The sequence below is a fragment of the Pseudomonas sp. NMS19W genome, assembly GCF_051554255.1.
GTDB lineage: Bacteria > Pseudomonadota > Gammaproteobacteria > Pseudomonadales > Pseudomonadaceae > Aquipseudomonas > Aquipseudomonas kribbensis.
Map to the genome: position 1 here is coordinate 1,591,448 of NZ_CP136718.1, position 18,553 is coordinate 1,610,000.

Genomic DNA, 18,553 nt, shown 5'->3' on the forward strand with positions numbered 1-18,553 from the left:
CAACGAGGAATTCGTCATGGCTTTAACAGTAAACACCAACACTACGTCGCTGAACGTTCAAAAGAACCTGAACCGTGCTTCCGACGCTCTGTCGACTTCGATGCAGCGCCTGTCTTCCGGCCTGAAAATCAACAGCGCTAAAGACGACGCTGCTGGCCTGCAGATCGCCACTCGTATGCAATCGCAAATCCGCGGTGGCAACCAGGCTATCCAGAACGCCAACGACGGTATCTCCGTTGCTCAGACCGCTGAAGGCGCTCTGCAAGCTACTACCGACATCCTGCAGCGTATGCGTGAACTGGCTGTTAAAGCACGTACCGGCACCAACGGCACTGCTGACCAGCGCGCAACCAACGGCGAATTCGCTGACCTGTCCGACGAAATCAGCCGTATCGCTGCTTCCACCAACCTGAACGGCAAAAACCTGCTGGACGGTTCGGCTGGTACTGTGACTCTGCAAGTTGGTGCAAACACCGGTACTGCTAACCACATCGACCTGGTACTGAGCTCCAAGTTCGACGCCGTCAGCCTGTCCGTGGACAAAGCTACTCTGGCTCTGACCGGTACTACCCCTGCTGCTGCTGGTAGCAACATCGACAACGCTATCACTGCAATCGACGCTGCTATCGCTGCGATCGGTGATACCCGTGCCAGCCTGGGTGCTTCGCAAAACCGTCTGAACAGCACCATCGCCAACCTGCAGAACATCGTTGAGAACACCACTGCAGCACAGGGTCGTGTACAAGACACCGACTTCGCCGCAGAAACTGCTAACCTGACCAAGCAGCAAACTCTGCAGCAGGCTTCGACCTCCGTTCTGGCTCAAGCCAACCAACTGCCTTCCGCTGTACTGAAGCTGCTTCAGTAATTTCGGAATGAGTTCGGGCGGGGGAGTGCGCTAGTCGTGCTCTCTCGCCTTTTTACGTTAGGAGGTGATGAGCATGGACATGAGCGTAAAGCTTAACCAGTCTTATCCGGCTCCCAAGCCAGTAACGCCGGTTGCTGACAAACCGTCAGAGACGCCCAAAGTTGCCAAGACTGAAGCGCCGGTCGCTGACAAGGGTCAGGATACGGACGAGACCAAGTTGAAGCTGGCGGTGCAGGAGATCGAGAAGTTCGTTCAATCGATCAAGCGCAATCTGGAGTTCTCTATCGACGAACACTCCGGGAAGGTCATCGTCAAGGTGATCGCAAGCGAGACGGGTGAGGTCGTTCGACAGATCCCCTCCGCAGAAGCCCTCAAACTGGCAGACAGCCTCGCGAACGCGAGTCACGTATTGTTCGACGCCAAGGTCTGAGAGCTGGCATGAATAGTGTTTGTCCGTTCTCAGGACGCGTGTAGCGGTCAAAAGAATGGCAACAACCTGAAGGGAGATGCACATGGCAAGTCAATTCTACCGGGTACCGGACTGGGTTCCGGCCTGGATATCGGTGCGATCGTCACTGCGCTGGTCAATGCCGACAAGGCGCCAAAGCAGACGCAAATCGATACCGCGACCAAAGCCAACACGCTGAAGATTTCCGGCATCGGTTCGTTGAAGAGCGCGCTGACCACGTTCCAGACAGCGATGAAAAATCTGGGCAGCACGACCAACCCTGCGTTTGCCGGATTTACCGCGACTTCGAGCAACACGAACGTTCTGAATGCTACTTCCGACAGCACCGCAGTGTCGGGCAGTTACAATGTTGCTGTGACCCAGTTGGCCACCGGTTCGAAAATTGCCAGTGCCTCTTTCGCCGGCGGTGCCGCCAGTGCCATTCCGAGTGGTACCCTGAAAATCAGTCAGAATGGCACTGATTACAATGTCGACATTCCGGCCGGTTCCACTTTGCAGACCACCCGCGATGCCATCAACAAGGCTCAGGGTGCCAACGGCATTTCCGCCAACATCGTGACCGATGCCAGCGGTTCTTCGCGCCTGGTGATCAGTTCGAACAAGACCGGCGCAGGTTCCGACCTCACTGTCAGCGGTATTGCCGGCCTGGAAATCGATGGTACCAAGCCGATGAGCGCCAGTCCGGCGGCAGGTGATTCGGGCGCGGTCAACGGCGTTGCCAAAGATGCCCTGTTGACTATCGATGGTCTTCAGGTCAGCAGCAAGAGCAACACCGTAACTGGCGCAATCAGTGGTCTGACCCTGAATCTGACAACTGTCAGTCCTGGCTCGCCGACACCTACTCCGACTGTTGTCAGCGTAGATGCCAACACCAAGGGCCTGCAGACATCGATTCAGCAGTTTGTCGATGCCTACAACACGTTGAAGACCACCATCGATACGCTGTCCAAGGCGACGCCGGACGAAGATGGCAAACTGACCGTGCAAGCGGCTTTTACGGGCGACGCGATGCCGCGTGCACTGATTGCCAGTGTTCGCGCTGAGCTGACGGCACCAGGGGCGGGTGGTTCGCTGGCGGTGCTGTCGCAGTTGGGTGTAATGACCGACCGCAACACCGGTAACCTGACGTTTGATACCAATGCGTTCAACAAGACCATGGCCCAGCCAGGCATGACCGGTCAGGTTCAGCAGTTGTTCACGGGTACCGACGACAAAAATGGGCTGTTGACGCGCATGAGCAAGGCGGTTGATCCGTATCTGAACCCGCCGGCAGACAACAAGTACGGCACCAGCTTGCTTGATCAGCGCATGGCCATTCTGACCAAAAACACGCGTAGCCTTGCCGATCAGCAGACGGCTCTGGATATACGTGTTGCCGGCATGACCAAGACGCTGACAGCAAAATACAACGCCATGGACTTGCTGGTAGGGCAAATGAAGGCGACGGCGAGCAACATTACATCGTTCTTCGCCTCGCTGAACGCTCAGCAATCCGCGAAGTAACCCGCAGGCACGACAAAAACCCGGCTACGCTTCATCGGCGTGCGCCGGGTTTTTGTCTTTTGATCTAAAGTTCTGTGATTCGTTGGCGATACACTGGTTATACGAGTCATTGTGGCAATGAGGTAGAACATGAACCCAATGTTAGCCCTTCGGCAATACCAGAAAGTCGGCGCACACGCCCAGACTTCCGAAGCGAGCCCGCACCGCTTGGTGCAAATGTTGATGGAAGGTGGCCTGGAGCGAATTGCGCAAGCCAAGGGCGCCATCGAGCGCAAGGATATCGCTGCCAAATGCACGGCCATCAGCAAGGCTGTGGGCATCATTGGTGGTCTGTGTGAAGGCCTGGATCTGGAAAACAGTGCGGATTCGGTAGGAGAGCTCAATCAGCTCTACATCTACATGATGAAGCGACTCGCCGAAGCGAACGCCAAGAGTGATCCACGGATTCTCGACGAAGTTGACGGACTTCTGCGCACCGTAAAAGAAGGCTGGGACGGCATTGCTCCGCCAGGCCCACAGTTTTAAGGAGAGCACCATGAGTCTTGCATTGCAGCGAATTGCCGATACCCGTGAAGCGTTGGTCGGCGCCCTGGCCGAGCGCAACTGGGAAGCCATTGGCGAGCTGGATCTGGCTTGCCGTTCCTGCATGGAAGACGTCATGGCCGAGGCCTCGCTGGATGAGGAGGCATTGCGCAATAACCTTGAGGAGTTGCTCCACGTCTACAAGGAGCTTCTTGAGGCCGCCATGGGTGAGCGCCAGGCGATAGCCAACGAGATGTCGCAGATCACCCAAGCGCAGAACGCGGCAAAGGTTTACCATCTGTTTGGTTAATTAACCCCCAGTTAATCCAGACATGTGCGCCATAAATTTGACTGTGCACGGTTTTTTGACTTAACTAGTGGCTGTTTTCAGATTTCAGGCGTCTACAGGCACGAAGTGTCCTGCAAGCGTCTCGCTTGCCCCTCGTATCGGGCATTGAGTTGACTAGGGAAGTTGCTATTGCATGTGGCGTGAAACCAAAATTCTGCTGATCGATGACGATAGCGTCCGCCGCCGCGACCTGGCGGTGATTTTAAATTTTCTTGGCGAAGAAAATTTACCCTGCGGAAGCCATGACTGGCAGCAGGCAGTCGGCTCTTTGTCGTCTAGTCGTGAGGTCATTTGCGTACTGATCGGGACCGTCAATGCTCCTGGTGCGCTTTTGGGCCTGTTAAAGACACTCTCGACCTGGGATGAGTTCCTTCCGATTTTGCTGATGGGCGATAATTCTTCGGTGGACTTGCCCGAAGACCAGCGCCGCCGGGTACTTTCGACCCTCGAAATGCCGCCGAGCTACAGCAAACTGCTGGACTCCCTGCACCGTGCCCAGGTCTATCGCGAAATGTACGACCAGGCCCGCGAGCGCGGCCGTCATCGCGAACCCAACCTGTTCCGCAGCCTCGTCGGCACCAGTCGGGCGATCCAGCATGTGCGCCAGATGATGCAGCAGGTGGCCGACACCGACGCCAGTGTGCTGATCCTCGGCGAGTCCGGCACCGGCAAGGAAGTGGTTGCGCGTAACCTGCATTACCATTCCAAGCGTCGTGATGCGCCGTTCGTGCCGGTCAACTGCGGGGCGATCCCGGCAGAGCTGCTGGAAAGCGAACTGTTCGGCCACGAGAAGGGCGCTTTCACCGGCGCGATCACCAGCCGTGCCGGCCGCTTCGAGCTGGCCAACGGCGGTACGCTGTTCCTCGACGAAATCGGTGACATGCCGCTGCCGATGCAGGTCAAGCTGCTGCGTGTACTGCAGGAACGCACCTTCGAGCGCGTGGGCAGCAACAAGACCCAAAGCGTCGACGTGCGCATCATCGCCGCGACCCACAAGAATCTCGAAAGCATGATCGAGATCGGCACCTTCCGCGAAGACCTCTACTATCGCCTGAACGTGTTCCCGATCGAGATGGCGCCGCTGCGTGAGCGCGTTGAAGACATTCCGCTGCTGATGAACGAACTGATTTCGCGGATGGAGCACGAAAAGCGCGGCTCGATCCGTTTCAATTCCGCCGCCATCATGTCCCTGTGCCGTCACGGCTGGCCGGGCAACGTCCGCGAACTGGCCAACCTGGTGGAGCGCATGGCGATCATGCATCCATACGGGGTGATCGGCGTGGTCGAGCTGCCGAAGAAGTTCCGCTACGTCGACGACGAAGACGAGCAAATGGTCGACAGCCTGCGCAGCGATCTGGAAGAGCGCGTGGCAATCAACGGCCATACGCCGGACTTCACCGCCAACGCCATGCTGCCGCCGGAAGGTCTTGATCTGAAGGACTATCTCGGTGGTCTGGAGCAGGGCTTGATCCAGCAGGCGCTGGATGATGCCAACGGCATCGTGGCCCGTGCCGCCGAACGTCTGCGCATCCGCCGTACCACACTGGTGGAGAAGATGCGCAAGTACGGCATGAGCCGGCGTGAAGGTGATGAACAGGCGGATGATTGACGCCTGTTTTTCAACTCCTTCATTTATAAGCGGTTTTTTTTAGGCACGGGTATTGCTACATCCCTCGCAACGTTCCGTTTAACTGACGGTCAGCCAAGCGAGAGAGCACAATGCCCCAAGCCTCCCAGATGTCTTCTGTTCCCGAGTCCTCGGGGCAACTGCCGTCCGTAGAGCAGGCCAGTCGGCAGGGTCTTGAGCAGGCGTTCGCGCTGTTCAACCAGATGTCGAGTCAATTGACCGACTCCTACAGCATGCTTGAGGCGCGGGTCACCGAGCTCAAGGGCGAGCTGGCCGTGGTCAGCGCCCAGCGCATGCAGGAACTGGCGGAAAAAGAACGTCTGGCCAACCGTCTGCAAAATCTCCTTGATCTGTTGCCCGGCGGTGTCATCGTCATCGACGGTCACGGCATCGTGTGCGAGGCCAATCCGGCCGCCATCGATCTGCTGGGCCTGCCGCTGGAAGGCGAGCTGTGGCGCCATGTCATTGCCCGTTGCTTCGCGCCCCGTGAAGACGACGGTCATGAAATATCCCTGAGAAACGGTCGACGCCTGTCGATTGCCACCCGTTCGCTGGATGCCGAGCCGGGGCAGCTGGTGCTGCTCAACGACCTGACTGAAACCCGTCACTTGCAGGATCAACTGGCGCGTCACGAACGCCTGTCATCGTTGGGGCGCATGGTCGCCTCGCTGGCTCATCAGATTCGTACGCCGCTGTCCGCCGCGTTGCTGTATGCCAGCCATTTGACCGAGCAGGCGCTGCCGGTCGCCACTCAGCAGCGGTTTGCCGGGCGCCTGAAGGAGCGTCTGCATGAGCTGGAGCATCAGGTGCGCGACATGCTGGTGTTCGCTCGCGGTGAATTGCCGCTGACCGACCGCATCACGCCCAATGCCCTGATGCAGTCGTTGCAGGCGGCAGCGTTGACCCACGTGCAGGATCTGCCCATTCGCTGGCAGTGCGACAGCCATGCAGGCGAGTTGCTGTGCAATAGAGACACGCTGGTCGGGGCAATCCTCAATCTGATCGAAAACGCGATTCAGGCCGGTGGCGGTGATGTGCGTCTGAAAGTGCATTGCTACACCCGCGACAACACGCTGCGCCTTTGCGTCAGCGACAACGGCGGCGGCATCGAACCGGCGGTGCTGGCGCGGCTGGGCGAGCCGTTTTTCACCACCAAGGTCACCGGCACCGGCCTGGGCCTGACCGTGGTCAAGGCCGTGGCCCGTGCGCATCAGGGAGAATTGCAGCTGCGCTCGCGGGTCGGGCGCGGCACGTGCGCGCAGGTCGTCCTGCCGATGTTTTCCGCTGTACAGGGAGCTGAGTGAAGGTCATGGGCATCAAGGTTCTGCTGGTCGAGGATGACCGTTCATTGCGCGAGGCGCTGGCCGATACGCTGCTGCTGGCCGGTCACGACTATCACGCCGTGGGTTCTGCCGAGGAGGCGCTGAAAGCCGTGGAGTGCGAGGCGTTCAGTCTGGTGGTCAGCGACGTCAACATGCCGGGCATGGACGGTCACCAGTTGCTCGGCCTGCTGCGCACGCGCCAGCCGCAATTGCCGGTGCTGCTGATGACGGCTCACGGCGCCGTCGAGCGTGCCGTCGATGCCATGCGCCAGGGCGCGGCGGACTATCTGGTCAAGCCATTCGAGCCCAAGGCCCTGCTGGACCTGGTCGCGCGCCATGCTCTGGGCAATCTCGGCACAGCTGACGCAGAAGGGCCGATTGCGGTCGAGCCGGCCAGTGCGCAGTTGCTGGATCTGGCGGCGCGGGTCGCCCGCAGCGATTCCACCGTACTGATTTCCGGCGAGTCCGGCACCGGCAAGGAGGTGCTGGCGCGCTACATCCACCAGCAATCCCATCGCGCGAGTCAGCCATTCATTGCGATCAACTGCGCGGCGATCCCGGACAACATGCTTGAAGCGACCTTGTTCGGTCACGAGAAAGGTTCGTTCACCGGCGCCATCGCGGCGCAGGCCGGCAAGTTCGAGCAGGCCGACGGCGGCACGATTCTGCTCGACGAGATTTCCGAAATGCCCCTGGGCCTGCAGGCCAAGTTGCTGCGGGTCTTGCAGGAGCGCGAAGTCGAGCGGGTCGGCGCACGCAGGCCGATCACCCTCGACATTCGTGTCGTCGCCACTACCAACCGTGATCTGGCGGGCGAAGTGGCGGCGGGGCGGTTCCGCGAAGACCTTTATTATCGCCTGTCGGTGTTTCCGCTGGCCTGGCGCCCGCTGCGTGAGCGCACCGCCGACATCCTGCCGCTGGCGGAGCGTCTGCTGGCCAAACACGTCAATAAAATGAAGCATGCGATGGCGAAGTTCTCGCCCGAGGCGCAGGCGTGCCTGATCGGTTATCCATGGCCGGGCAACGTGCGCGAGCTGGATAACGCGGTGCAGCGGGCGTTGATTCTCCAGCAGGGCGGGCTGATCCAGCCGCAGGATTTCTGTCTCTCCGGGCCTGCGCTGTTCGCGCCGTTGCCAGTGGCGATGCCGGTCGCGCCCGTCATTCGTGAAGTCGAGATCGAAGCGGATTCGGCCGGGGCGCTGGGCGATGACCTGCGTCGTCGCGAGTTCCAGATGATCATCGACACCCTGCGCACCGAGCGCGGTCGACGCAAGGAAGCCGCCGAAAAACTCGGTATCAGCCCCCGTACATTGCGCTACAAACTGGCGCAGATGCGCGATGCGGGGATGGACGTCGAAGGGTATCTGTTCGCCACGTAAGCAGTGGCGCAAACGTTTGAAAACGCATTTCTCGAAGCGGTGCCCGTGAGCTGGCACCGTTGTTGCTAACACCTGAGTACCCGCCGAGTGAGTGTCAAAAAATTGCGGGCCGCCCAAGAGAGTAGACCATGAGCCAAGGTATTGAATTTAATCGGTTGATGATGGACATGAAGGCCATGCAAATGGACGCCATGTCGAAGCCGAAATCGACTGCCGCCGTCCCTGAAGTGGCGGGCAGCAGCTTTTCCGACATGCTCGGTCAGGCCATCAACAAAGTGAACGATACCCAACAGGCCTCGAGCCAATTGGCCAACGCGTTCGAAATCGGCAAGAGCGGCGTCGATTTGACGGACGTGATGATTTCCTCGCAGAAGGCCAGCGTGTCGTTCCAGGCTCTGACCCAGGTGCGCAACAAACTGGTTCAGGCTTATCAAGACATCATGCAGATGCCGGTTTAAGGACGAGATTGAGTCATGGCAGAAGCAGTCGCCGATAACGTTCCGGCCAAGGCCACCCCGATAGACGGCAAACCGCCGCTGTTCGGCCTGTCCTTCCTGGAAAACCTCTCCGAGATGACCGTGCTGCGTCAGGTGGGCCTGTTGGTCGGCCTGGCTGCGAGCGTGGCGATTGGTTTTGCCGTGGTGCTGTGGTCTCAGCAACCGGACTACCGGCCTCTGTACGGCAGCCTTGCCGGTATGGACGCCAAGCAGGTCATGGACACCCTGGCCTCCGCCGACATTCCCTACACCGTTGAACCGAACTCCGGTGCCTTGCTGGTCAAGGCCGATGACCTGTCCCGTGCGCGACTGAAACTCGCCGCTGCTGGTGTCACTCCCAGCGACGGCAACATCGGTTTCGAGATTCTCGACAAGGAGCAGGGTCTGGGCACTAGCCAGTTCATGGAAGCGACCCGTTACCGTCGCGGCCTCGAAGGCGAACTGGCCCGCACCATCTCCGCCCTGAACAACGTCAAGGGCGCGCGCGTTCACCTGGCGATCCCGAAAAGCTCGGTGTTCGTCCGTGACGAGCGCAAGCCAAGCGCTTCGGTACTGGTCGAGTTGTACTCCGGCCGTTCGCTGGAGCCGGGTCAGGTTGTCGCGATCATCAACCTGGTGGCCACTTCCGTCCCTGAGCTGAGCAAGTCGCAGATCACCGTCGTCGACCAGAAGGGCAACCTGCTGTCGGATCAGGCGGAAAATTCCGAAATGACCATGGCCGGCAAGCAGTTCGATTACAGCCGCCGCATGGAAAGCATGCTGACCCAGCGTGTGCACAATATCCTGCAACCGGTACTGGGCAACGATCGCTACAAGGCTGAAGTGTCGGCCGACATCGATTTCAGTGCCGTCGAATCCACTGCCGAGCAGTTCAACCCGGATCAGCCGGCGCTGCGCAGCGAGCAGTCGGTCAACGAACAACGTACCGCCAGCAACGGCCCGCAAGGCGTCCCGGGTGCCCTGAGCAACCAGCCGCCGTCGCCGGCTTCGGCGCCGCAAACCACCGGTGGCGCCCAGGCTTCGACCGGCATGGTGCAACCTGGCCAGCCACTGGTTGACGCCAACGGTCAGCAGATCATGGACCCGGCCACCGGCCAGCCGATGCTCGCGCCGTACCCGGCGGACAAGCGTCAACAATCCACCAAGAACTTCGAACTCGACCGTTCCATCAGCCACACCAAGCAGCAGCAGGGTCGCCTGAATCGCCTGTCGGTGTCGGTTGTCGTGGACGATCAGGTCAAGATCAACCCGGCCAACGGCGAAACCACCCGTGCGCCGTGGAGCGCCGACGAATTGGCGCGCTTCACTCGCCTGGTGCAGGACGCCGTCGGTTTCGACGCCAGCCGTGGCGACAGCGTCAGCGTGATCAACATGCCGTTCTCCGCCGAGCGCGGCGAAGTGATTGCCGACATTCCGTTCTACTCCCAGCCATGGTTCTGGGACATCGTCAAACAAGTGCTGGGTGTGTTGTTCATCCTGGTGCTGGTGTTCGGCGTGCTGCGTCCGGTGCTCAACAACATCACCGGCGGCGGCAAAGGCAAGGAACTGGCCGGTCTGGGCGGTGACGTGGAACTGGGTGGCATGGGCGGTCTGGACGGTGAACTGTCCAACGATCGCGTCAGCCTCGGCGGCCCGACCAGCATCCTGCTGCCGAGCCCGAGCGAAGGCTATGACGCTCAGTTGAACGCAATCAAGAGTCTGGTGGCAGAAGACCCGGGTCGTGTGGCCCAGGTCGTGAAAGAGTGGATTAACGCAGATGAGTGATAACCGAGCCGCCGTCGCCAAACTGTCCCGGGTCGATAAAGCCGCGATTCTGCTGCTGTCCCTGGGGTCGACCGATGCTGCACAAGTGCTGCGCCACATGGGCCCGAAAGAGGTTCAGCGAGTCGGTGTGGCCATGGCCCAGATGGGCAACGTCCACCGCGAGCAGGTCGAGCAGGTCATGAGCGAGTTCGTCGACATCGTCGGCGACCAGACCAGCCTGGGCGTCGGCTCCGACGACTACGTGCGCAAAATGCTCACCCAGGCCCTGGGTGAAGACAAGGCCAACGGCCTGATCGACCGCATCCTGCTGGGTGGCAACACCAGCGGCCTCGACAGCCTGAAATGGATGGAGCCGCGCGCCGTAGCCGACGTGATCCGCTACGAGCACCCGCAGATCCAGGCGATCGTGGTCGCGTACCTCGATCCGGACCAGGCCGGTGAAGTGCTGGGCAACTTCGACCACAAGGTGCGTCTGGACATCATCCTGCGCGTCTCGTCGTTGAACACCGTGCAGCCGGCCGCGCTGAAAGAATTGAACCAGATCCTCGAGAAGCAGTTCTCCGGCAACTCGAACGCCTCGCGCACCACCCTGGGTGGCATCAAGCGGGCGGCGGACATCATGAACTTCCTCGACAGCTCGATCGAAGGCCAGCTCATGGACTCGATCCGCGAAGTCGACGAAGACCTGTCCGGTCAGATCGAAGACCTCATGTTCGTGTTCAACAACCTGGCCGATGTCGACGACCGCGGTATCCAGGCGCTGTTGCGCGAAGTGTCCTCCGATGTGCTGGTGCTGGCCCTCAAGGGTTCGGACGAAGGCGTCAAGGAAAAGATCTTCAAGAACATGTCCAAACGTGCTGCCGAACTGCTGCGCGACGACCTCGAGGCCAAAGGCCCGGTGCGCGTCAGCGACGTGGAAACCGCGCAGAAGGAAATCCTCACCATCGCCCGCCGTATGGCCGAAGCCGGAGAAATCGTGCTCGGTGGCAAGGGCGGCGAGGAAATGATCTAACACCATGGGCAAGAACGACGACGATGTGACGGACCTGATCCGTGCCCGGGACGTCCGCGGCTTCGAAACCTGGGCCATCCCGAGTTTCGATCCGCCGCCACCGGAACCCGAGCCGGAGCCGGAGCCCGAGCCGCCGGAAATGGAAGAAGTGCCGCTGGAGGAAGTCCAGCCACTGACCCTGGAAGAGCTCGAAAGCATCCGTCAGGAGGCTTATAACGAGGGCTTCGCCATCGGCGAAAAAGAAGGTTTCCACAGTGCCAGCCTCAAGGTGCGCCAGGAGGCCGAGGTGGTCCTCACGGCCAAGGTCAACAGCCTTGAGCAGTTGATGGCGAACCTGTTCGAGCCCATCGCCGAACAAGACACCCAGATCGAGAAGTCGCTGGTCGACCTCGTGCAGCATATTGCCCGTCAGGTGATCCAGCGCGAACTGGCCATCGACTCGACGCAGATCGAACATGTCATGCGCGACGCCCTTAAGCTGTTGCCGCTGGGCGTGGGTAATGTGCGGCTGTACGTCAATCCGCAGGATTTCGAACAGGTCAAAGCCCTGCGCGAACGCCATGAGGAAACCTGGCGCATCGTCGAGGACGAATCGCTGTTGCCGGGCGGTTGCCGGGTTGAAACCGAACACAGCCGGATCGATGCGAGCATCGAAACCCGTGTCGGCCAGGTCATGGCCAAGCTGTTCGATCAACTGCACGAACAAGCCTTGCACCCGGCCGAGCCGGATCTGAGCCTCGACTTGCCGGAAACGCCGAAACCGGCCCCAGTCACCGACGAGCCGCTCGCGGACGCCCCCGATGCGCCTTGAACGCACCAGCTTCGCCAAGCGCCTGAGCACCTATGCGGAGGCCACCGAGATCCCCGGTGCGCCGATCCTCGAAGGGCGCCTGTTGCGCATGGTCGGCCTGACCCTCGAAGCCGAAGGCCTGCGCGCCGCCATGGGCACGCGCTGCATGGTGATCAACGACGACAGCTATCACCCGTCGCAGGTTGAGGCCGAAGTCATGGGCTTCTCCGGCAGCAAGGTGTTCCTGATGCCGGTCGGCAGCGTGGCCGGTATCGCGCCGGGCGCCCGTGTGGTGCCGCTGGCCGATACCGGTCGCCTGCCGATGGGCATGAGCATGCTCGGTCGCGTGCTGGACGGCGCCGGACGTGCGCTGGACGGCAAGGGCGGCATGAAGGCCGAAGACTGGGTGCCGATGGACGGCCCGACCATCAACCCGCTCAACCGTGACCCGATCAGCGTACCGCTGGACGTGGGCATCCGTTGTATCAACGGTTTGTTGACGGTCGGTCGCGGTCAGCGTCTGGGCCTGTTCGCCGGTACCGGTGTCGGTAAATCCGTGCTGCTGGGCATGATGACCCGCTTCACCGAGGCCGACATCATCGTCGTTGGTCTGATCGGTGAGCGGGGTCGAGAAGTTAAAGAGTTCATCGAGCACATTCTCGGTGAAGAAGGCCTCAAGCGTTCCGTGGTGGTGGCGTCCCCTGCGGACGATGCGCCACTGATGCGTCTGCGCGCGGCAATGTACTGCACGCGTATCGCCGAATACTTCCGCGACAAGGGCAAGAATGTCCTGTTGCTGATGGATTCCCTGACCCGTTTCGCCCAGGCCCAGCGGGAAATTGCTTTGGCCATCGGCGAGCCGCCAGCGACCAAGGGTTATCCGCCTTCTGTGTTTGCCAAGCTGCCGAAACTGGTGGAGCGCGCCGGTAACGCGGAGAAGGGCGGGGGTTCGATCACCGCGTTCTACACCGTATTGTCCGAGGGCGATGACCAGCAGGACCCGATTGCCGACTCGGCGCGGGGCGTGCTCGACGGCCACATCGTGTTGTCCCGGCGTCTGGCCGAAGAAGGTCATTACCCGGCCATCGATATCGAAGCGTCGATCAGCCGGGTAATGCCGGCCGTGGTGCCGCCCGATCACATGGTCCGGGCGCAATTCTTCAAGCAGCTGTGGTCGCGTTATCAGCAGAGTCGCGACCTGATCAGTGTCGGTGCCTACGTCGCCGGCGGTGATCGCGAGACTGACCTTGCCATCAATCTGCAGCCGCAACTGGTCAGATACCTGCGCCAGGGTCTGAACGACAGCATCAGCCTGGGCGAAAGCGAGGCCTACCTCGAAACAATTCTCGCCCCTGCGACCGGCGGGTAACCGGCCATGGCCCTGAGCCGCGCCGCGCGTCTGGCACCGGTGGTGGAAATGGCCGAAAAGGCCGAGAAAACCGCCGTGCAACGTCTCGGGTATTTCCAGGGACAGGTAAAGGTGGCCGAAAGCAAACTCGCCGACCTGCATGCCTTTCGTCTGGATTACTCCGAGCAATGGATCGTGCGCGGCAGCACGGGCGTGACTGGGCAGTGGTTGCTCGGGTTCCAGGGATTTCTGACCCAGCTCGATACGGCGGTCGACCAGCAACGGCAAAGCCTGCAGTGGCACCAGAACAATCTGGACAAGGCTCGCGAGGCCTGGCAACAGGCATTCGCCCGGGTCGAAGGTTTGCGGAAACTTGTACAACGCTATCGCGATGAAGCCCAGCGCGCCGAAGACAAGCGCGAACAGAAACTGCTGGACGAACTGTCCCAGCGCCTGCCGCGCCGTGACGCTTACTGACGGGTTGATCTCTGACAGTATGCGGTGACTTCCTGCCTTGCCCCTTACTCGTGCAAGTGCTAAACCTTGTACAGGTTCGTCAATGACAAGGAAGCCAGTACATGTCAGTCGTTACAGAAGTTTCTCCGGATGGCCAAAAGCTGACGATCTCGATCAAGGGCCGGTTCGATTTCGGTCGCCATCAGGAGTTTCGCGAGTCCTATGAGCGACTCGCCAGAAGGCCCGACTCCATCGTTGTCGACCTCAAGGAGGCTACTTACCTCGATAGCTCGGCTTTGGGCATGCTGCTTCTGCTGCGTGACCACGCGGGCGGTGACGACTCGGACGTGCGGGTGGTCAACAGCAATTCGGACGTGCGCAAGATCCTCGCCATCTCCAACTTCGACAAACTGTTCGACATCAGTTGACGGCCATGCAGCCGCAAGAACCCCTGACGATCCTGATCGCCGAGGACAGCGCCGCTGACCGGCTGCTGTTGTCGACCATCGTGCGACGCCAGGGGCACGAGGTACTGACGGCCACCAATGGGGCCGAAGCGGTCGAGGTGTTTTCCCGTCAGCAGCCGCACCTGGTGCTGATGGATGCCATGATGCCGGTCATGGACGGCTTCGAAGCCGCACGGCAGATCAAGGTGCTGGCGGGTGAAAACCTGGTGCCGATCATTTTCCTCACGTCACTGACCGAAAGCGAAGCTCTGGCGCGATGTCTGGAGGCCGGTGGCGACGACTTTCTGGCGAAGCCGTACAACCAGGTGATCCTGTCCGCCAAAATCAAGGCGATGGACCGTTTGCGTCGCCTGCAAGCCACGGTTCTGGAGCAGCGCGACCTGATTGCCCGGCACCACGACTACCTGCTCAACGAACAGCGGGTCGCCAAGGCGGTTTTTGACAAGGTCGCGCATTCCGGTTGCCTGAGCGCGCCGAACATCCGTTACCTGCAATCACCCTATGCGCTGTTCAACGGCGATCTGCTGCTCGCGGCCTATACGCCGGCCGGCGACATGCATGTGTTGCTCGGCGACTTCACCGGCCATGGTCTGCCGGCGGCGGTCGGTGCCATGCCGCTGGCGGAAGTGTTCTACGGCATGACCGCCAAGGGGTACGGGCTGGCCGAAACCCTGCGGGAAATGAACGCCAAGCTCAAGCGCATCCTGCCGGTGGACATGTTCTGCTGCGCCACGCTGCTCTGTCTGAGTTTTCAGCGTCGCAGCGTGGAAATCTGGAACGGCGGCATGCCCGACGGTTATCTGCATCGCATCGCCACGGGCGAACGGGTACCGCTGGCGGCGCGGCATCTACCGCTGGGTGTGCTCAGTCCGCAGGCCTTTGACGATCAAACCGAAGTGCTGCCGATGGCGGTGGGGGATCGGGTATTCCTGTTGTCCGACGGGGTGATCGACACCTGCGACGCCAATGATCAGCTGTTCGGTGTCGAGCGCTTGCAGCGGGTGTTTGCCGGCAATCGCCAGCCGGATCGGCTGTTCGCCGAGATCGAGCAGGCGTTGCAGGATTTTCGCGGCGAAGCCCGGGACGATGTGAGCATGGTCGAGGTCAGCCTGCTGGAAATGGCGCAGGTCAATCCGTCGGCACCGGTGTACTCCGACAGCGGCCAGTCGTGCCCGCTGGACTGGTCGGTGAGTTTCGAATTTCGCGGCGCCACGCTCAAGCGCTTCAATCCGCTGCCCTACCTGCTGCAATTGCTGCTCGAAGTGCATGGCTTGCGCACGCAGAGTGGCGCACTGTACAGCGTGCTCGCCGAGCTTTATTCCAATGCGCTGGAGCATGGGGTGCTGGGGCTGGACTCCAGCCTCAAGCGCGACGCTTCGGGTTTTGCCCGTTACTATGAGCAACGCAATGCGCGCCTCGATGCCCTGCAGGATGGATATGTGCGCGTGCATCTGGAGGTTCGTCCAGAGGGCGAGGGCGGTTGTCTGGTCGTGCGCGTCGAAGACAGCGGCAAAGGCTTTGACGTGGCTCGGGTGATGGAGCGGCCGCTCGACGGTGTCCGCCTGTCGGGGCGCGGCGTCAGTCTGATCCGGCAATTGAGCAGGAATCCAAGCTGGTCGGACGATGGTCGTAGTGCTCGCGTGGAGTTTTTCTGGGAGGCTCTGGCATAATCCGCGCATTCTTGATCAAGGAGTGAACAAGTGACTGATGCCTGTGTAGATCGCGACGTACTGAGTGCGTTGCAAGAAGTCATGGAGGATGGCTATCCGGAATTGCTGGATACGTTCCTGGCAGATTCCGAAGCGCGCCTGCGTGAACTGCAAAAAACCGCCGATGCCGACGCCTTGTCGTCGGTGGCTCATAGCTTCAAAGGCAGTAGCAGCAATATGGGGGCGACCCGTCTTGCTGAACTTTGTCAGGAGCTGGAGCAGCACGCCAGGGACAAGAGCCCGTCCGAAATCATCAAGCTGGTGGCCGACATCCATGACGAGTTTGCGGATGTGCGCCCCGTCTATGAAGCCGAGCGACAGCGCTCTCCCGCCCATTGAGTCAACCGTCCGGCGTTTTTATCCGGCGCCGGACGAAACTGGCCCGGCACTTGCAGTCATCTCGTTCAACTGTACCTACGATCCCAGTGCAGCGGAGACCGTGCCATGCCTGCAACCCCTAACATTCTTATTCAGACTGCCGCCCAGGCCAAGGCGCAAGCCGCCTCTGCCAAAACGTCAGTGGTGGCCGCAGGCCCCGGGGACAAGGCATCGAGCTTCGCTCAGGTGTTTGCCGATCAGGGGCAGAACAAGCCTGCCGTCACGGTCGACAACTCGGTAAAACCCGCACGCGACAAGGCCGCCGACAACAGCGGCAAGAAAGACGCCGGCAAGGATCAGTCTGCCGCTCCGGACGCGACCGTTGCCGATAGCGGCAAAGCCTTGCCCGCCGATAAAACGTCTTCGACAGCTGCGGACGACAAGGTCGCCAGCGACGATACCTCCGATACGCCGACCACGCCGGTCGCCGACACCACGCCGATTGTGGATCCGACGCTGGACCCGGCGCTGATGCAGGTCGTGCAGCCGGTCGTCACGCCACCGGTTGTCGCTGCGCCGGTCGTTGAAACACCTCCGGTGAAGCCAGAGACCCAGGCGCCGGCGGTGGCGGCATTGCCGGCTGCTGCCACGGCAGCGCCTGCCGCCGACAGTGATTTCGATCCCGAGGCCGATCCACTCGATTCGATGCCGGCCTTGCGTATGGCGATGGAGCAGAGCGGTCACATTTCCGCGTCCAGCCAGTCGCAACCCAAGGCGACGCCGGCCCAGGCTCAGGCTGACGGTGAATTGACCTCGGCTCAGACCTTCGCTGCCGGCATGGCCAGCATGCTGGATGTGCAGGCCGACAAGGACAGCACCAGTCAGGGCGGCGAAAAAGCCTTCAGTGGTCTGATCGACGATGGTCTGAAAGACCTGAAATCCGCCACCAGCGATACCCGCGTCGATGATTTCGCCAACCGTCTGGCGGCACTGACTCAGGCCGCCACACCGAAAACCGCCAACGCAGTACCGGTGAACCAGCCGATCGCCATGCATCAGAACGGCTGGACCGAAGAGGTGGTCAACCGCGTCATGTACCTGTCGAGCAACAACCTGAAGTCTGCCGATATCCAGTTGCAGCCGGCTGAGCTGGGTCGCCTGGATATCCGGGTGAACATGGTGCCGGACCAGCAAACCCAGGTGACCTTCATGAGTGCTCACCCGAGCGTTCGCGAAGCCCTCGACGGCCAGATGCATCGCCTGCGTGACATGTTCACCCAGCAGGGCATGGGGCAGGTCGATGTCAACGTTTCCGACCAGAACCGTGGCTGGCAAGGGCAGGGTCAGGAGCAGCCCCAGCAGGGCCAGACGGGGCGTACCAGCGCCGCCGGCGGTCGCCTGGACTCTTCGGAAGAAGAGCTGACGTCTGCGGCCGTGGCTGAAGCGGCTGCCGCGACTACTCACGTGATCGGCTCCAGCGCCGTCGACTATTACGCCTGATTCATCCTTCCCCGAGGGAGCGGCCCTGTCCGCTCCCTCATCTGTTTTGCCACCGCTCTCCATTCCCCTCCGACACTTCTGGCATAACACTTGCTCTTGCCTTGCCGTGCGACTGTGAAAACCCGATTAGTGACGGATTATTGGCATGGCGAAGAGCGAAGCAGCAGCAGTAAAAGACCCCGCAACCAAAGGCAAACTCAAGATGATCATCGCGATCGTGCTCGGGTTGCTGCTGGCCATCGGCGCGTCTGTGGGGGCGACGTGGTTCTTCATGCACAGCGCCCAGAGCAAACCTGCGGCTGCCGTGGAAACCGCTCCGGTCGGCAAGCAGCCGGCGATTTTCGAGCCGATGGCGCCGGCCTTCGTGGCCAACTACAACCAGAACGGCCGTCAGCGCTACATGCAGGTGAGCATCACCATGCTCGCGCGCAATCAGGCTGATCTGGAAGCGCTTAAAGTGCACATGCCGGTGATCCGCAATAACCTGGTGATGCTCTTCTCCGGTCAGGATTTCGCCACTTTGGCGACCCCGGTCGGCCAGGAGATGTTGCGCCAGAAGGCCACGGCCAGCGTCCAGGAAGTGGCGCAGAAAGAGCTGGGCAAAGTGGTGATCGAACAGTTGCTTTTCACTAATTTCGTACTGCAGTAGGAAC

The 18,553-nt window shown here is 60.8% G+C and carries 19 protein-coding genes; all 19 read left to right on the top strand.

The features are described from left to right. Positions 1-16: 16 nt before the first annotated feature. The 19 genes from R1A29_RS07235 to fliL all read left to right on the top strand — a co-directional run bounded on the left by R1A29_RS07235 (position 17) and on the right by fliL (position 18,549). A complete protein-coding gene (locus R1A29_RS07235) occupies positions 17-868 on the top strand; it encodes a flagellin domain-containing protein (protein ID WP_438301049.1) in 852 nt (283 codons plus the stop codon). 73 nt (positions 869-941) lie between these two features. Next, a complete protein-coding gene (locus R1A29_RS07240) occupies positions 942-1,298 on the top strand; it encodes a flagellar protein FlaG (RefSeq protein WP_438301050.1) in 357 nt (118 codons plus the stop codon). A gap of 93 nt (positions 1,299-1,391) precedes the next feature. Further along, on the top strand, positions 1,392-2,840 hold the full coding sequence (gene fliD / locus R1A29_RS07245; RefSeq protein WP_438302015.1) for a flagellar filament capping protein FliD: 1,449 nt from the start codon (positions 1,392-1,394) through the stop codon (positions 2,838-2,840). Positions 2,841-2,969: 129 nt separating this feature from the next. Then, positions 2,970-3,365, top strand: coding sequence for a flagellar export chaperone FliS (gene fliS / locus R1A29_RS07250; RefSeq protein ID WP_438301051.1), 396 nt, complete (start codon positions 2,970-2,972; stop codon positions 3,363-3,365). Between the two features lie 10 nt (positions 3,366-3,375). Continuing rightward, positions 3,376-3,672: a flagellar protein FliT gene (locus R1A29_RS07255; RefSeq protein ID WP_438301052.1), complete on the top strand. Its 297-nt coding sequence runs from the start codon at positions 3,376-3,378 to the stop codon at positions 3,670-3,672. A 172-nt stretch (positions 3,673-3,844) separates the two neighbouring features. Further along, complete coding sequence (locus tag R1A29_RS07260) at positions 3,845-5,320, top strand: sigma-54 dependent transcriptional regulator (RefSeq protein WP_438301053.1); 1,476 nt, start codon at positions 3,845-3,847, stop codon at positions 5,318-5,320. Between the two features lie 110 nt (positions 5,321-5,430). Next, positions 5,431-6,642: a sensor histidine kinase gene (locus R1A29_RS07265; RefSeq protein ID WP_119428823.1), complete on the top strand. Its 1,212-nt coding sequence runs from the start codon at positions 5,431-5,433 to the stop codon at positions 6,640-6,642. Positions 6,643-6,647: 5 nt separating this feature from the next. Next, positions 6,648-8,039, top strand: a complete 1,392-nt coding sequence (locus R1A29_RS07270) for a sigma-54-dependent transcriptional regulator (RefSeq protein WP_438301054.1) — start codon at positions 6,648-6,650, stop codon at positions 8,037-8,039. 128 nt (positions 8,040-8,167) lie between these two features. Then, complete coding sequence (gene fliE / locus R1A29_RS07275; protein ID WP_085710460.1) at positions 8,168-8,497, top strand: flagellar hook-basal body complex protein FliE; 330 nt, start codon at positions 8,168-8,170, stop codon at positions 8,495-8,497. Between the two features lie 15 nt (positions 8,498-8,512). Further along, on the top strand, positions 8,513-10,300 hold the full coding sequence (gene fliF / locus R1A29_RS07280) for a flagellar basal-body MS-ring/collar protein FliF (protein ID WP_438301055.1): 1,788 nt from the start codon (positions 8,513-8,515) through the stop codon (positions 10,298-10,300). Continuing rightward, positions 10,293-11,312, top strand: coding sequence for a flagellar motor switch protein FliG (gene fliG, locus R1A29_RS07285; RefSeq protein ID WP_007958288.1), 1,020 nt, complete (start codon positions 10,293-10,295; stop codon positions 11,310-11,312). Before fliF ends, fliG begins: the two co-directional genes overlap by 8 nt. Positions 11,313-11,316: 4 nt before the next feature. After that, positions 11,317-12,123, top strand: coding sequence for a flagellar assembly protein FliH (gene fliH / locus R1A29_RS07290; RefSeq protein ID WP_438301056.1), 807 nt, complete (start codon positions 11,317-11,319; stop codon positions 12,121-12,123). Then, positions 12,113-13,471, top strand: a complete 1,359-nt coding sequence (fliI, locus tag R1A29_RS07295; protein ID WP_085710464.1) for a flagellar protein export ATPase FliI — start codon at positions 12,113-12,115, stop codon at positions 13,469-13,471. Before fliH ends, fliI begins: the two co-directional genes overlap by 11 nt. A 6-nt stretch (positions 13,472-13,477) precedes the next feature. After that, positions 13,478-13,927: a flagellar export protein FliJ gene (fliJ, locus tag R1A29_RS07300; RefSeq protein ID WP_119428819.1), complete on the top strand. Its 450-nt coding sequence runs from the start codon at positions 13,478-13,480 to the stop codon at positions 13,925-13,927. Positions 13,928-14,028: 101 nt separating this feature from the next. Next, the gene (locus R1A29_RS07305) at positions 14,029-14,334 is read left to right on the top strand and encodes an STAS domain-containing protein (protein WP_438301057.1); all 306 of its coding nucleotides are present in this window, start codon (positions 14,029-14,031) and stop codon (positions 14,332-14,334) included. Between the two features lie 5 nt (positions 14,335-14,339). Further along, positions 14,340-16,043, top strand: coding sequence for an ATP-binding SpoIIE family protein phosphatase (locus R1A29_RS07310; protein ID WP_438301058.1), 1,704 nt, complete (start codon positions 14,340-14,342; stop codon positions 16,041-16,043). A gap of 30 nt (positions 16,044-16,073) precedes the next feature. Then, a complete protein-coding gene (locus R1A29_RS07315; RefSeq protein ID WP_085710468.1) occupies positions 16,074-16,421 on the top strand; it encodes an Hpt domain-containing protein in 348 nt (115 codons plus the stop codon). A 105-nt stretch (positions 16,422-16,526) separates the two neighbouring features. Further along, positions 16,527-17,900, top strand: coding sequence for a flagellar hook-length control protein FliK (locus R1A29_RS07320; protein WP_438301059.1), 1,374 nt, complete (start codon positions 16,527-16,529; stop codon positions 17,898-17,900). A gap of 145 nt (positions 17,901-18,045) precedes the next feature. Beyond that, a complete protein-coding gene (gene fliL, locus R1A29_RS07325; protein WP_085733741.1) occupies positions 18,046-18,549 on the top strand; it encodes a flagellar basal body-associated protein FliL in 504 nt (167 codons plus the stop codon). Positions 18,550-18,553: the final 4 nt, after the last annotated feature.